Source organism: Vibrio sp. YIC-376 (genome assembly GCF_052353105.1).
In the GTDB taxonomy this organism is placed as follows: Bacteria; Pseudomonadota; Gammaproteobacteria; order Enterobacterales; family Vibrionaceae; genus Vibrio.
In genome coordinates this window covers 334,242-348,862 of the sequence record NZ_JBBWFK010000002.1, presented here as the reverse complement: position 1 = coordinate 348,862, position 14,621 = coordinate 334,242, and the positions used below count along the sequence as shown (strand labels likewise).

Below are 14,621 nucleotides of genomic sequence, written 5' to 3'. Positions count from 1 at the left end.
ATGTTAAGTCGTTTCTTTATACAAAGACCTAAGTTCGCACTGGTTATTTCCATTATTTTGACATTGGCAGGCGCTATCTCATTAGCGATCCTGCCAGTCGCTGAATACCCACAAATCAGCCCGCCTTCCGTCAGTGTATCTGCGTATTATACTGGGGCAAGTGCTGAAGTTGTCGAGCAAGCGATAGCCGATCCGATAGAAACATCCGTTAACGGTGTAGAAGATATGATTTATATGTCTTCAAAAAGTGCTAACGATGGTTCATACAGCTTGAACGTTACCTTCGATGTTGGAACGGATCCTGATATGGCGCAGGTGAACGTTCAGAACCGTGTGTCGCAGATTGAATCGAAGCTACCACAAGAAGTCCGAATGGTTGGTGTGACCGTTAAAAAACGCTCTCCGGACCTATTGATGGTTTTGAACTTCTACTCACCAGATGGCAAGTATGATGACCAGTTTTTGATTAACTACATCAACCTGAATGTAAAAGATCAGCTTGCTCGTGCGAAAGGTATCAGTGAAGTTAACGTTATTGGTGGCGGTGAATACGCGATGCGTGTTTGGTTGGATCCTGAAAAAATGGCCAACCTTAAACTCACCACAACCGATGTTTATGCGGCGCTGGCGGAGCAAAACGTTCAGGTGGCTGCGGGTCGAATAGGGGCTGCACCTTACAATAACCCGCAAGAAGTTCAGTTTAACCTTGTGACGAAAGGCCGTCTTGAGGGTGTTAGCGAATTTGAAAATGTAGTACTTCGTGCGAATCCAAATGGCTCAACGGTTTATTTAAAAGACGTTGCTCGTGTTGAGCTGGGTAAAAAGTTCTACGATGGTAACGGTAAGTTCCGTGGCCGGGATGCGTCGATTGTTGCGTTGTCTCTTCAGTCTGATGCAAACGCATTGGAAAGTGGCAAAGCGGTAATGGAGCTACTTGAACAATTAAGTGTGAACTTCCCAGAAGGTATGGCCTATGAGACCAGTTACGATACAACAGTTTTCGTTTCCGAGTCGATCAAAGGCGTTGTAAAGACGCTAATAGAAGCAATTTTGCTGGTTATTGCGGTAACGTACCTGTTCTTGGGGAGTGCACGCGCAACTTTGATTCCGGTAGTCGCGATCCCAGTATCATTAATTGGTACTTTCGCGATCATGCAGGTGACGGGCTTTACAATTAATACCGTTACCCTGTTTGGTCTGATTCTCGCAATCGGTATCGTAGTGGATGATGCGATTCTGGTTATCGAAAACGTTGATACGATTATGGCGAAGGATCCGACCATTTCACCGCGTAAGGCAACCTTGCTTGCGATGAAAGAGGTAACCGGGCCGATCATTACCTCAACCTTGGTACTTCTTGCGGTGTTCCTTCCGGTTGCGATGCTTCCGGGGATTACCGGAATTATGTACCGTCAGTTCGCCCTGACTATCTGTATCTCGGTAGTAATTTCTTCGATAAACGCGTTAACGCTTTCTCCAGCGTTATGTTCATTGGTATTAAAACAAGGTGGTGGCAACACAGCAAACTGGTTCCAGGCATTCAACCGAGGTTTAGAGCGTGTAACTAAAGGTTATGGTCAGGTTGCAGGCTTCCTGGTGAAGAAATCACTGCTGCTGGTGACTTTCTTCATTGTTGCCATTGCTGCGGTAACTTTCTTTGCTAAGGCAACCTCTACTGCGTTTGTACCTCAAGAAGATAAAGGTATCTTGCTGGTGAACGTTCAGCTTCCTGACTCGGCTTCTTTATCTCGTACTGAAGAAGTCACGAGCGAGCTGATGCAATTGATTGAGCAGGAACCGGGCGTTGATGGTGTAACAGTGGCAAACGGTTATTCGTTCATGACTGGTGCAGCAGCTTCGAATGGCGCATCTCTGTTTATTAAATTACATGACTGGGATACGCGAAATACGTTTAGTGGTGACCATTCAGCGAATGCGATCGCAAATCGTATTAACGGTTTAGCTGCGATGAAACTACCACAGGCTGTTGTGTTTGCAATGGGCCCGCCTGCGGTTCCGGGTATGGGAGCCGCATCAGGCTTTGAATTTGTGCTGGAGGATACCTTGGGACGAAGCCGTACGGATTTGTCGATGGTCATGGGTGAGATGATCCAGGCGGCAAACCAAGCGCCGGAAATCGCATATACCTTCAGTACATTCCGTGCAAACGTACCGCATTACTATGTCGATATTGACCGCGAGAAAGCTCAACAGCTGGGTATTTCACTTTCTTCGATTTTCCAGACTCTACAAGGTAACTTAGGTTCTTTGTATGTGAATGACTTCACTATGTTTGGTAAGAACTTCCGGGTGACGATGCAAGCGGACAGCCAACATCGTAGTGGTATGCAAGACTTGGAACGCTTCCATGTGCGTACTGCTGGTGGCGAAATGGTTCCGCTGAGTACACTGGTCAGTTACGAACAGGTATTTGAGCCGGACGTAGCATGGCGATACAACATGTACCGCAGTGCAATCATCCAGGGCCAACCTGCTCCGGGTTATTCAAGTGGTGATGCGATTGCGGCGATGGAACGTGTAGCGGCAGAGGTTTTACCTCAAGGTTATACCTATGAATGGACGGGCATGGCTTACCAAGAGGTTCTTGCTGGCAACCAGGCAATTTATGCATTCGCACTTGCACTGATTTTTATCTATTTGTTTATGGTGGCACAGTATGAAAGCTGGAGTATTCCTCTGGCAATTATTCTCGTGGTACCTGTGGCGACATTAGGTTCGTTCCTCGCATTGAATCTAACTGGAACGCCGCTGAACTTGTATGCGCAAATTGGTCTGGTGCTGCTCATTGCATTAGCTGCGAAGAACGCAATCTTGATTGTGGAGTTTGCTAAGCAAGAGCGAGAGGTGAAAGAGGTGGATATTAACAGTGCGGCAGTGAAGGGCGGCACGTTGCGTTTCCGTGCTGTGAACATGACGTCCTGGTCATTCATCCTGGGTATTTTCCCATTGATTTTTGCTGCAGGTGCTGGTCACGTGAGCCAGAACTCTTTGGGAATTTCCCTGATTGGTGGCCTGCTATGCGTGCTTCTTGCGGGTACCTTCCTGATTCCAGGCTTCTACGCTATGGTACAAAAACAACGTGAGAAAGTGCACGGCGGGAACACAAAACTAGTCCCTTTGGATGATGAGTAGCGATATCACTTTCAGCTACACATTGCTCAACGGATAACAAAAAGCCCGAAGCATTCATTGCTTCGGGCTTTCTATATGCGCCAGTTAGCTGTGTTTCTTACTTAATACGAGTTTTAAACTCTGCGACCGCAGCATCCATGCCGTGCGCCTGAGCGGAAACGGAATCGACTTCGTGCAAGCATTCCTGAGCAGACTGCATGTTGTTTTCCGAAATCACATTCAGCTCATTAATCGAATCGCTAACCTGATTCATTACGATACCTTGTTCCTCAATCGCAGAGGCGATACGCTCCGAGTTACCTTGAATAGCCCGCATGTCGGAGATGATTTGCTGTAGGCTTGCATCCAACTGTTCTGAAGCGTTCAGTGTTTGTTGCCCTTGATCGTTACAGTGATCGATATCGGATACCACCATCGACATCTGGGATTGGATATCCGTTACGACGCGCGTAATTTCCTCTGTAGATTGGTGAGTACGACTTGCCAGTGCTCGAACTTCATCGGCTACCACCGCAAACCCGCGTCCTTGTTCTCCCGCTCGAGCTGCTTCTATAGCAGCATTAAGCGCAAGTAAATTTGTCTGTTCGGCAATTTCCTGAATAATGTTAACCGCACCGCCAATTTTATCGACATGCTGATTTAAAGCACCAATAGATTGCTGACTGTTAGACAAGATGCCAGTCAACTGGCCGATGTTCGTGACGGTAGTTTCGACGACCGTACGACCTTGCTCGGCATTGTTAGCAGCTTGGTGAACGCCCTCTACGGCTACTGATGTGCTTTCAGAGATCTCTCCGATCGTTGCTACCATCTGCTGAACAGCTGTAGCCATCGATGCCGTGTGATCGGTTTGAGTGTGGAATTGTTCCATGACTCCCTCAAGCTCTCTGTGCATATTTTGAGTGCTTGTTGTCAGTTGCATCGACTTATGTTGTGTGTTCTGAATTAAGCGTTCAAGCTTTTCCAGAAGATCATTCAAGTGGTGGCTGATGTCAAAAAGCTCATCTCTACCTGTGAGGTCAGAGCGCAGAGCGATATTGTTGCTCTCACTGATGCTTTTAATCGTCGTTAGTAAGCTACTTACGCGAACATTGATTGAGCGTGAGATTTGCCAAATGAGCGCAAATAAAACAATCAAAACCAAAGCCGTGATGCCTTGTTTAATTGTCATCATTCTTTCTTCACGTTGCGTTGCTGCTGTATTAATCATTGAGGAGAAAGAGCCAAACTGTTCTTCAACGGAGTGAGATAAAGAACGAGTTTCGCCTAGCAGGCCTTTATTGTAGGCAATTCCGATCACTTGCTTCTGATAGGCTAGCTGTTTTGCAACTTCCATCAATTCAGGCGCATAGATACCGCTCAATAAGCTAGTATCAAACTGCCCTGATTTTATGGCGTTATCGAAATGAATAAGTGACACTATCTGCTGAGGGTCGGCGGCTTTCTTAGTCTCAAACAACACTGGTTCATAGCGGGCTAAAAGCCCACTTTCGCTGTTAATACCGTACTTCTGATATGCTGACACAAGTGCCTGAAACCCTTGCTGGTAAGCAAGTAAATCCTTTCTTAACTGATTACTAGAGGGGAGTTCATAGTGAGTAAGTATTTCAGCGAGCTCTTCTTCGAGTTGAAGAAACTGGTCAATATTGCCATTAAATGTATCTAAATACTTACCATCACGGCGAAGTAAGAAGTCCTTTTCGTTACGGCGTAAATTAAGTAAACGAATTTCTAAATCTCCCACGTACTTAACGGCGTGGTTGAGTTCTGTACTCTGATTGGCGAAATGAGATGAGGTGCCCAAAAGGGTCACGATACCTAAAATGGCGATAGCTCCGAGGAAGTAGAGTTTTTGCCGAATAGTCATATTATCGTTTCCTGAATAAGTGGTTGGGTGCATTGATCTTTCAGGCGGACTCTGATGATTATTTTTACTCTGCTATCCACTTTTAATTAGTATTACTAGCTAAAAAAGTTTCTATTTTGTATTAAATAACAATAAGCTGCCGCCTGGCGTACTTTGAAAGGCCAATATTCCCCCAAAATATGAGATCCAAAGCGATCTCATACACCAATAAACTTTGCATTTTAAGTGACTGTTTTTAATACAGGACTTTCTTGCGTTGCTGCTTTTTTGCCCCTTGCAGATTTTTACTGTCAAGTCGGCGGCGTTGTGAAGCGCGAGTTGGTTTTGTTTTTATACGCTTCTTTTTTTGTATGACAGCAGATGTAATCAGCGCTTGCAGCCGATTCAATGCGTCTTCTTTATTTTGTTCCTGCGTTCTGAATTGTTGCGCCTTGATAATAATCACGCCATCGTTTGTGATCCGGCTGTCCGAAAGCGCGAGTAATCGCTCTTTGTAGAATTCCGGCAAACTTGAATGACGTATATCAAAGCGCAGATGGATCGCAGTCGCTACTTTGTTAACGTTCTGCCCGCCATTTCCTTGAGCTCTTATTGGGGATAATTGGATTTCCCATTCCTGAAGTGTGATGGAGTTATCAATTTTGAGCATGGTAAGCGATTGCCGATAGGGACGATTGAAAGAGCTGATAAATTAACATTACAGATATACAAATAGAAGAAAAGACATGAGCACGATTGATTTCAGGCCATACGAGGGATTCATATTTGATATGGATGGCACCTTATTAGATACAATGCCCGCGCATCTGGCCGCGTGGCAGGCGACGGCTGACCGATTCGATTTTCCATTTTGCCAAGACTGGTTCCACAGCTTAGGCGGTATGCCGAGCTTTAAAATTGTTATTGAGTTAAACAATCTACATGGACTTTCGCTCGACCCTAAAATGGTTGCAAAATATAAGATGGACACTTTCGCAGCGATGGAGCTACACGGTGATATCATCGCTTGCACGAACCTCGTATTAGATGAGTATCTGGGCGTTAAAAAAATAGCGGTGGGAACCGGCAGCCAGCGGGAAAGCGCAATGCGTTTACTCAGTCACTCAGGGATATTGGACAAATTGGACGTGGTGGTTACCGCAAGCGATGTGGACAATCATAAACCGTTTCCGGATACGTTTTTAATGGCCGCAGAGCAGTTAGGACTGGATGCGACTGAATGTCTCGTCTTTGAAGATACAGAATTGGGTAAGCGAGCTGCGCACGCAGCAGGAATGGATTGTGTCATGGTGGAAGGTGATGAATTGGTTTTCTTCGCTAAGCCGTAGATGAGAAAGTACGTTAACGGTTTGATAGTTATTAATAAAAAGTCATTAAAAAGGGGTGCGAGCGCACCCCTTTGTCTAGCAATAAATTGATATCACCGAGCTTATGGTTGAACCATTTCCATTACTTCGTATTCGAATTCTGGAACTACTACTTCAACACGACGGTTTTGAGCACGGCCTTCTTTAGTGCTGTTATCTGCTACTGGGTTTTCTTCACCCATGCCAGACACAGTCAGACGGCCTGCATCAATACCAGCTGCTGTTAGGTAATCAGCAACCGCTTGAGCACGACGCTCAGACAGTTTTTGGTTGTAAGCTGCAGGACCTGAGCTATCAGTGTAACCTGTGATTTCTACGTTAGCTTGAGGGTACTCGTTCAAGTGGTTAACGAAGTTATCCAGACGCTCAGTAGCTTCAGGTGTCAGTGTTGCGCTATCAAACTCAAACGTACCTGAACCGTACCATTCTTTCTGCGTCTTCATTACCGCTACTGGTTCTGGCTCTGGCTCTGGCTCAACCATCGGCGCTACGACAGGTGCAGCCGCGAACGTGTAGTTAACACCAACACTGAAGAAGTTTGCATCCATATCATCCCAAACATCGTCAGACATGTCTTGGTAGCGTTGGTACTCAGCACGCAAGCTCCAGTTTCTGTCGATAGTGTATTCAGCACCTAGAGAGCCGGTTGGAACGAAGTCAGACTCGTCATCACCTAACATGTACGCCCCGCCTAGCTTAGCAAACAAGTTAAAAGAATCAGAAAGAGGTAGATTCAGTTTAGGAGCTAGAGTGATTGCCCATAGATTGCCGTCAATAGTATCTACGGTAGTAGGCCCTGACTTGGAGTTTCCTTCGTAGTTACCCAAGAAATCTACGCCATACTCAAGGTCGAAATATTCATTAAAGCCGTAGCCAAGGTGCATACCGGCCGCGAATGCATCTTCATCACAAGGGCTATTTAGATAGCAAGCATCGTCAAGCGTATTCCAGCCCACTTTACCCCCGATATACATTTCTGCTTGAGCAGAGTTTAGAAGAGCGCTACCACTAGCCACCACTGCTGCTACTGCAATTGCTACTTTGTTCATAATGTTTCCTTGTATTGATTGCATATAAATTATACGTTGTGTTATCAAAGTTGTAGAAAAAACTAGTGTTTATAGGAAATTAGTTTAATAGTTTATTCGTTTCACATCAAGCAACAAAAACTTAGAACTAGAGAAACTTTTTCGTACGCAATACCTCACAAACTTCTGATATTTCTTACATTGTAGTAAAGAATTTTAAATATATAAGAAAATATATGATAATTTTGAACTTTTTTTCGTAAACATTTTTTTACGGCGTGCGCAAAATTTAACGCTAGCCATTTGTTTGCATTTATTTGCAAAAAGTGATTGAAAGTCTATGGCGAAGCCGATAAGTTACTTGCATTGATAGACAGAAATGAACCACAGCCCTTGTTGCTGCTTGCTTTATGAACAATATTGCAGGCTTTATATTTGGCGCAAAGGTGGGTTAGTAATAGCAACCAGGAAGTAGAAGCGATGTTTCAAACTGATGATGTAAGAATAAATAGAGTAAAAGAACTGTTGCCACCAGTGGCAGTTTTAGAGAAGTTCCCGACCACTGAAACCGCTGCTTCAACCACTTTTGATTGTCGTAATGCTATTCACAATATCTTAGAAGGTAAAGACGATCGACTACTGGTAATCGTTGGCCCTTGCTCTATTCACGACCCGCAAGCTGCTGTTGAATACGGTAAAAAGCTAAAAGTATTGCGTGATGAATTAGGCGAACAGCTGGAAGTTGTGATGAGAGTTTACTTTGAAAAGCCTCGCACGACCGTTGGCTGGAAAGGCCTTATCAATGACCCTTACCTAAACGACACGTACAAATTGAATGACGGTCTGCGCATAGGCCGCAAACTTCTTCTTGATCTCACTGACATGGGCTTACCTACAGCCAGTGAATTTCTTGATATGATCACGCCTCAGTATGTTGCTGACTTGATCAGTTGGGGTGCGATTGGTGCGCGTACAACAGAATCACAAGTTCACCGTGAGTTGGCGTCAGGTTTGTCATGTCCTGTCGGCTTTAAAAATGGTACGGATGGCAACATTAAGATTGCAAGTGATGCGATTCGCTCTGCAAGTGCGTCTCATCACTTCTTATCGGTAACGAAATACGGTCATTCTGCGATTGTAGAAACAGCAGGTAACCCTGACTGCCACATCATTTTGCGTGGCGGTAAGGAGCCAAACTACAGTGCGTCGCATGTTGCTCAAATCAAAGATGAGTTAGAAACGGCCGGCCTTCCGAAGAAAGTGATGATTGACTTCAGCCATGCAAACAGCTCTAAGCAATATAAGCGTCAGATGTTAGTGTCTGATGACGTATCTGAGCAAATCGCAGGTGGGGAAGACGCTATTTTTGGTGTGATGATCGAGTCTCATCTAGTTGAAGGTCGCCAAGATCTCGTTGATGGAAAAGCTGCAACTTACGGACAATCAATCACTGATGCATGTATTGGTTGGGAAGATACAGAAACAGTATTACGTCAGCTTTCTGATGCTGTTAAAGCACGCCGAGCTAAATAAACTTAGCGAGAAATAATAGCTAAAAGAGCCAGAGGCGGATGTCTCTGGCTCTTTCTATTTGTGCGTCCTCATTTTTATACGTCCTAATTTCTTTCTATCACAACGCCTTTCCTTTATGTTATCCGAACAAAGGTTAACCAAAGGAAAATGGAATTGAATCGTAACGTCTGGCTGTTGTCGCTTTGCCAAGCCTTGCTAATGACAGGGAATATACTTCTTATCTCGGTAATAGCGTTGATCGGGAAAACTCTTGCGCCCTCTGCAAGTCTGATTACTTTACCTGTTGCCATTCAGTTTCTTGGATTAATGTCTGCGACTATCCCCGCTTCATTAATTATGGGGAAATTGGGTCGACGTTTAGGTTTCAGTCTTGGTAATGCTATCGGGATCATCGGAGCGACGCTCGCAACCTATGCCCTGACAGAACAAAACTTCTATCTCTTCTGTGTCTCAACTTTCTTGTTGGGTGTAGGGATTGGATTTGGAACACTTTATCGTTTCGCTGCAATAGAAGTGTGCGAGGAATCGGCCCGACACAGAGCAATTTCGATCTCTATGGCCGGAGGGGTGCTGGCAGCAATGCTCGGACCGAATCTGGCGGTTTATTCGCAACAATGGTCGAATGATGGCTTATATATCAGTGCATTTTCTGTACTGATCGTTCTTTATATTACTGCCTTGCTATTGCTACAAACCATTCGTTTTCCTGCTGCTCACGCTCAACTGTCCCATGTAAAAGCTGACAAGCTAGCCGATATCGTTCGCAGACCTAACTTTATGGTTGCAGTTATAGCGGCAATGGTAGCGTACGCGGTGATGAACATTTTGATGACAGCAACACCGTTAGCCATGATCGGTTGTGGATTTCATTTTGAAAAAGCGGCAGGGGTTATTGAATGGCATGTTCTCGGAATGTTTGCCCCCGCATTTTTTACCGGACGCTTAATAGAGCGATTTGGTACAAAAAATATGATTCTGGCAGGTGGGCTGCTCTTTATCGCATGTATCGCAATTAACATTCACGGAGTATCTATTTGGCATTTTAGTCTCGCGCTAGTTTTGCTAGGTGTCGGTTGGAACTTTATGTTTATTGCAGCAACGGGTTTGTTTAGCCAATGCTACGAAGCTAAGAACCGAAGTAAAGCTCAGGCATTTAACGAGTTTTTTGTATTTGGCTGCGTTACGATTACCGCACTGCTTTCAGGCTGGCTTGAATCGACGGTTGGATGGCAGAACCTCAACCTATACGTACTTCCTGTCGTTTTGCTGGTCGTTGTGCTCTTCTTTACTAAAACGCTTAATCAAAAGACATCTCAGGTCGCTTAATATCCGTATATAAATAATACCAATCGTAGTAAATAACTGGTCATTCTAGCTTGTTAAAACACTCGATAACGGCGTTACCTTTTCTTTTATAAAGAAGTTTGATTGTAGAATAACTACTTATCGAAAAATTGTGCCTTGTTCTCAAGCATTTTTACTACGCTATTTCTGATAACTTACTTACTGCGGTTGGTATAACGGCTGATAAGGCTATGGTCGGATCTTTCAAATGCATGCAATTGCTTAATTTTCTCAATATTTACTCTTAAGAAAAGTGAGGTCTTGCCGTTAAAGGATCACCCTTAAGGGGTGTAAATAAATTACTTCGTAACAGCTCTACAATATATTAGCGAAATATAACTATAAATATGAGAAGCATTGTCTATGTCAGTCAATTCAAACTTCAAAGCTCAAGAAACTCTCGTCGGAGAGTTTGAGGAACTGGTCTCAACTACTAATTTGAAAGGTGTTATCACTTACTGCAACGAAGCATTTTGTCGTGTTGCAGAATATAAATATGAAGAGTTGGTAGGCCAGAATCATAACATTGTACGCCACAGCGATATGCCTAAAGGGGCGTTTGGAGACATGTGGGAGCGCCTTAAGAAAGGTAAGGCTTGGCGTGGTATGGTAAAAAACAGTACCAAATCTGGTGGATATTATTGGGTCGACGCTTATGTAACGCCAATATATGAGAATAATCAGGTTGTCGGTTACCAGTCGGTACGTGTTAAGCCAAAACGTGAATGGGTTGATATCGCAGCAAAAGCTTATAAGGGTATGAAAGCGGCTGAAAAATCTGGTCGAACTTGGTCCTTAAAAATTAATGAAACGTTACGCTACGCTATTTTACTTGGCGCATTAACCGCCCCAGCAGCAGCTTACGCTCTGTCTGCCGAAGGTCCTTTGGCTTGGCTAGCCAGTGCTTTACCTGCTGGCGTGTTAGCTCTGCTGTTCCGCCAGGAACTGATTGATACCCCTCAGCAACTTAAAATACTACAAAAGCAATATGACAGTGTGAGCCGATTGATTTATTCCGGAGATACCGCATTCTCAATTGCAGATTTTCATATAAAAATGCTCTCAGCTCGTATTCGAACCGTATTGGGACGTATGACGGATTCTGCACTGCCATTACAAGACTGCGCTGAAAATCTAAGCCAAACGACGGCTGAAGTACATTCCGCGCTGAATCAACAAAATCAAGATATTCGAAGAGTGCGCGATGCCATGCAAGAGGTTGAGCTGTCGGCAAATTCAGTCTCGTCAAGTACGAACGACGCACACCTCCTTATTGATGAGACTCTTGAGTCGTGTCTTATGGCAAAAGAAACTATCGTTCAGACACATAGCAATTTAGCTCAGTTGAGTCTTCAGGCAGAGCAAGCAACTGAAACGACATACCAACTCAGCAATCAGGCTCAGAAAGTTAACCACCTGATGGAAGAAATAGGCGGAATCGCTGAACAAACTAACCTGCTGGCATTAAATGCGGCAATTGAAGCCGCACGAGCGGGTGAGCAAGGCAGAGGGTTCGCAGTGGTTGCAGATGAAGTTCGGGCATTATCCGGTCGCACATCCAAAGCGACAGAGCAAATTCAAGCGTCACTTTCTACCATGCTATCGACGATTCAGAGTTGGCAGAAAGATATTATTGCAAACAAAGATCAGACGGATGCATGTTCTGAAGTTGCTGAACAAAGTACGCTTCGTTTATCGGAAGTAGAGCAGATGATGCAAACCATGAGTGGTTTGATGGTTGATGTGGCAGAGACAGCGGAAAACCAGCTAAAACTGGCCAGTGATGTCAATCTGCACATTCAGTCTATCGCCTCAACAGCAGAGCAGAACTTAGCGGCGACACACTCTGTTGAGCAAAACAGTCTACAGCTTAAAGAGCAGGTCAAAGATTTCTATCAATTAGCGCTTCGATTTGAAGATAAGCAGTCGTAAAAATTCTAATGACAGTTGCTTAACGATTCTTATAGGGTCATTCCAGCGAGCCTTGGCGAGACTAGGAATCTAATAACAGAGTGCCGAGGATATATAGAAATATCTTTGACAACAAGGTGCTCGGATAGAAGATCCTGAATCACGCTCCTTCGTCGCTGTCCAGGATGACGGGAGACTCGAATATTCTGCTCGCGGTTAAGTGAACGGTATTGTCTTAAAAACTCTCGGTTATTTAATTTAGATGATAAAAGCCCCGCAGTATTAGCGGGGCTTTGTTTTTTAAGCAATTAATTGAAAGCTAATCGTTGATTAAGCAAGCAGTTCTTTCGCTGTGTTTACTACGTTTTCAGTAGTAAAACCGAACATCTTGAACAGTTCGCCTGCTGGTGCTGACTCACCAAAGGAAGTCATACCGATGATCTTGCCGCCGAAGCCAACGTACTTGTACCAGAAGTCTGCAATGCCTGCTTCGATAGCGATACGTGCAGTGACGTCTGATGGTAGTACTGCTTCACGGTAAGCCGCGTCTTGCTTGTCGAATGCATCCGTTGATGGCATTGAAACAACACGTACTTTCTTACCTTCTGCAGTTAGCTGCGCTGCTGCTTCAACCGCTAGCTCAACTTCAGAGCCAGTTGCGATAAGGATAAGCTCTGGCTTGCCTTCACAATCTTTCAGGATGTAAGCACCTTTCGCGATGTCTGCTACTTGTTCTGCAGTACGCTCTTGTTGTGCCAGGTTCTGACGAGAGAAAATAAGCGCAGTTGGCGCATCTTTACGTTCGATAGCCAGTTTCCAAGCCACTGCCGATTCAACCTGATCACATGGACGCCATGTGCTCATGTTCGGAGTCAGACGTAGAGAAGCCATTTGCTCAACAGGTTGGTGAGTCGGGCCATCTTCGCCAAGGCCGATAGAATCGTGCGTGTAAACCTGGATGTTCTGAATTTTCATCAGAGCGGCCATGCGCATTGCGTTACGTGCGTATTCCATGAACATTAGGAACGTTGCACCGTAAGGAACGAAACCACCGTGTAGCGCGATACCGTTCATGATCGCAGTCATACCGAATTCACGCACGCCGTAGTGAATGTAGTTACCTGAGAAGTCAGTCGCTTCTAGAGACTTAGAGCCAGACCACATAGTCAGGTTAGAAGGCGCAAGGTCAGCAGAGCCGCCCATGAATTCTGGAAGCATCTGACCAAATGCTTCTAGTGCATTTTGTGATGCTTTACGTGATGCGATGTTTGCTGGATTAGCTTGAAGATCGGCAATAATTTGGTTTGCTTTCTCTTCCCACTCCGCAGGCAGTTCACCGTTTACGCGGCGTTTAAATTCAGCTGCCAGCTCAGGGTATGCTGCTTCATAAGCTGCAAATTTCTCGTCCCACGCTGCTTCCTTAGCTGCGCCTGTTTCTTTCGCTGACCATTCTGCGTAGATTTCCTGCGGAATTTCAAAAGGACCGTACTCCCAACCTAGTTCTTTACGTGTTGCTGCGATTTCTTCTGCGCCTAGAGGTGCACCGTGACAGTCGTGAGAACCAGACTTGTTAGGAGAACCAAAACCGATGATAGTCTTAGTACAGATTAGCGTAGGACGAGGGTCTGCTTTTGCCGCTTCAATTGCTGCATTAATTGCTTCAGAATTGTGACCATCTACCGCTGGGATTACGTGCCAGCCGTACGCTTCAAAACGCTTAGGCGTATCGTCAGAGAACCAGCCTTCAACGTGACCATCGATAGAGATGCCGTTGTCATCCCAGAACGCGATCAGTTTGCCAAGGCCTAGCGTACCTGCTAGTGAACACGCTTCGTGAGAGATACCTTCCATCAGACAGCCATCACCCATGAACACGTAAGTGAAGTGGTCAACGATGTCGTGGCCTTCTTTGTTGAACTGAGCTGCCAGTGCTTTTTCAGCCATTGCCATACCAACTGCGTTAGTAATGCCTTGACCTAGAGGACCCGTTGTCGTTTCGATACCTGGTGCGTAACCGTACTCTGGGTGACCTGGAGTCTTAGAGTGAAGCTGACGGAAGTTTTTCAGATCGTCGATAGATAGCTCGTAACCACTTAGGTGTAGTAGTGAGTAAATCAACATTGAGCCATGGCCATTTGAAAGTACGAAACGGTCGCGGTCAGCCCACTCTGGGTTAGATGGGTTATGGTTTAGGTGAGAGCGCCAAAGAACTTCAGCGATGTCAGCCATACCCATAGGTGCACCTGGGTGACCAGAGTTAGCTTGTTGAACACCATCCATACTTAGTGCACGGATTGCATTTGCTAGCTGTTTGTTTGATAAAGAGGAGCGATCCATAATAGTTACCGAATATATTTAATTCTAGGAAAGGAAAATTAAGAGGGGAACGCAAACGTTCCCCTTTTGTGATTCTGTGCG

The 14,621-nt window shown here is 45.0% G+C and carries 9 protein-coding genes; 5 read left to right on the top strand and 4 right to left on the bottom strand.

Translation table 11 applies throughout. The features are described from left to right. On the top strand, window positions 1-3,153 hold the full coding sequence (vmeZ, locus tag WJM94_RS05800) for a multidrug efflux RND transporter permease subunit VmeZ (protein ID WP_444493286.1): 3,153 nt from the start codon (window positions 1-3) through the stop codon (window positions 3,151-3,153). Between the two features lie 97 nt (window positions 3,154-3,250). Here vmeZ and WJM94_RS05795 read toward each other — a convergent pair whose 3' ends face one another. Then, window positions 3,251-5,020, bottom strand: coding sequence for a methyl-accepting chemotaxis protein (locus tag WJM94_RS05795; protein WP_444493285.1), 1,770 nt, complete (start codon window positions 5,018-5,020; stop codon window positions 3,251-3,253). A 235-nt stretch (window positions 5,021-5,255) separates the two neighbouring features. Next, complete coding sequence (arfB, locus tag WJM94_RS05790; protein ID WP_444493284.1) at window positions 5,256-5,669, bottom strand: alternative ribosome rescue aminoacyl-tRNA hydrolase ArfB; 414 nt, start codon at window positions 5,667-5,669, stop codon at window positions 5,256-5,258. Between the two features lie 76 nt (window positions 5,670-5,745). Between arfB and WJM94_RS05785 the strand changes: the two genes are divergently transcribed. Further along, complete coding sequence (locus WJM94_RS05785; protein WP_444493283.1) at window positions 5,746-6,348, top strand: beta-phosphoglucomutase family hydrolase; 603 nt, start codon at window positions 5,746-5,748, stop codon at window positions 6,346-6,348. 101 nt (window positions 6,349-6,449) lie between these two features. Here WJM94_RS05785 and WJM94_RS05780 read toward each other — a convergent pair whose 3' ends face one another. Beyond that, window positions 6,450-7,436: an OmpA family protein gene (locus WJM94_RS05780; RefSeq protein ID WP_444493282.1), complete on the bottom strand. Its 987-nt coding sequence runs from the start codon at window positions 7,434-7,436 to the stop codon at window positions 6,450-6,452. Between the two features lie 459 nt (window positions 7,437-7,895). Between WJM94_RS05780 and aroG the strand changes: the two genes are divergently transcribed. The 3 genes from aroG (at window position 7,896) to WJM94_RS05765 (ending at window position 12,224) form a co-directional block, all read left to right on the top strand. Further along, window positions 7,896-8,948 carry a 3-deoxy-7-phosphoheptulonate synthase AroG gene (aroG, locus tag WJM94_RS05775; protein WP_444493281.1) on the top strand — a complete coding sequence of 351 codons (1,053 nt, stop codon included), beginning with the start codon at window positions 7,896-7,898 and terminating at the stop codon, window positions 8,946-8,948. A gap of 153 nt (window positions 8,949-9,101) precedes the next feature. Then, on the top strand, window positions 9,102-10,274 hold the full coding sequence (locus WJM94_RS05770) for an MFS transporter (protein ID WP_444493280.1): 1,173 nt from the start codon (window positions 9,102-9,104) through the stop codon (window positions 10,272-10,274). Window positions 10,275-10,655: 381 nt separating this feature from the next. Next, the gene (locus tag WJM94_RS05765) at window positions 10,656-12,224 is read left to right on the top strand and encodes a methyl-accepting chemotaxis protein (protein ID WP_444493279.1); all 1,569 of its coding nucleotides are present in this window, start codon (window positions 10,656-10,658) and stop codon (window positions 12,222-12,224) included. 309 nt (window positions 12,225-12,533) lie between these two features. On the opposite strand, the gene tkt is transcribed toward WJM94_RS05765, so the two are convergent. Further along, complete coding sequence (tkt, locus tag WJM94_RS05760; RefSeq protein ID WP_444493278.1) at window positions 12,534-14,540, bottom strand: transketolase; 2,007 nt, start codon at window positions 14,538-14,540, stop codon at window positions 12,534-12,536. Window positions 14,541-14,621 lie beyond the last annotated feature (81 nt).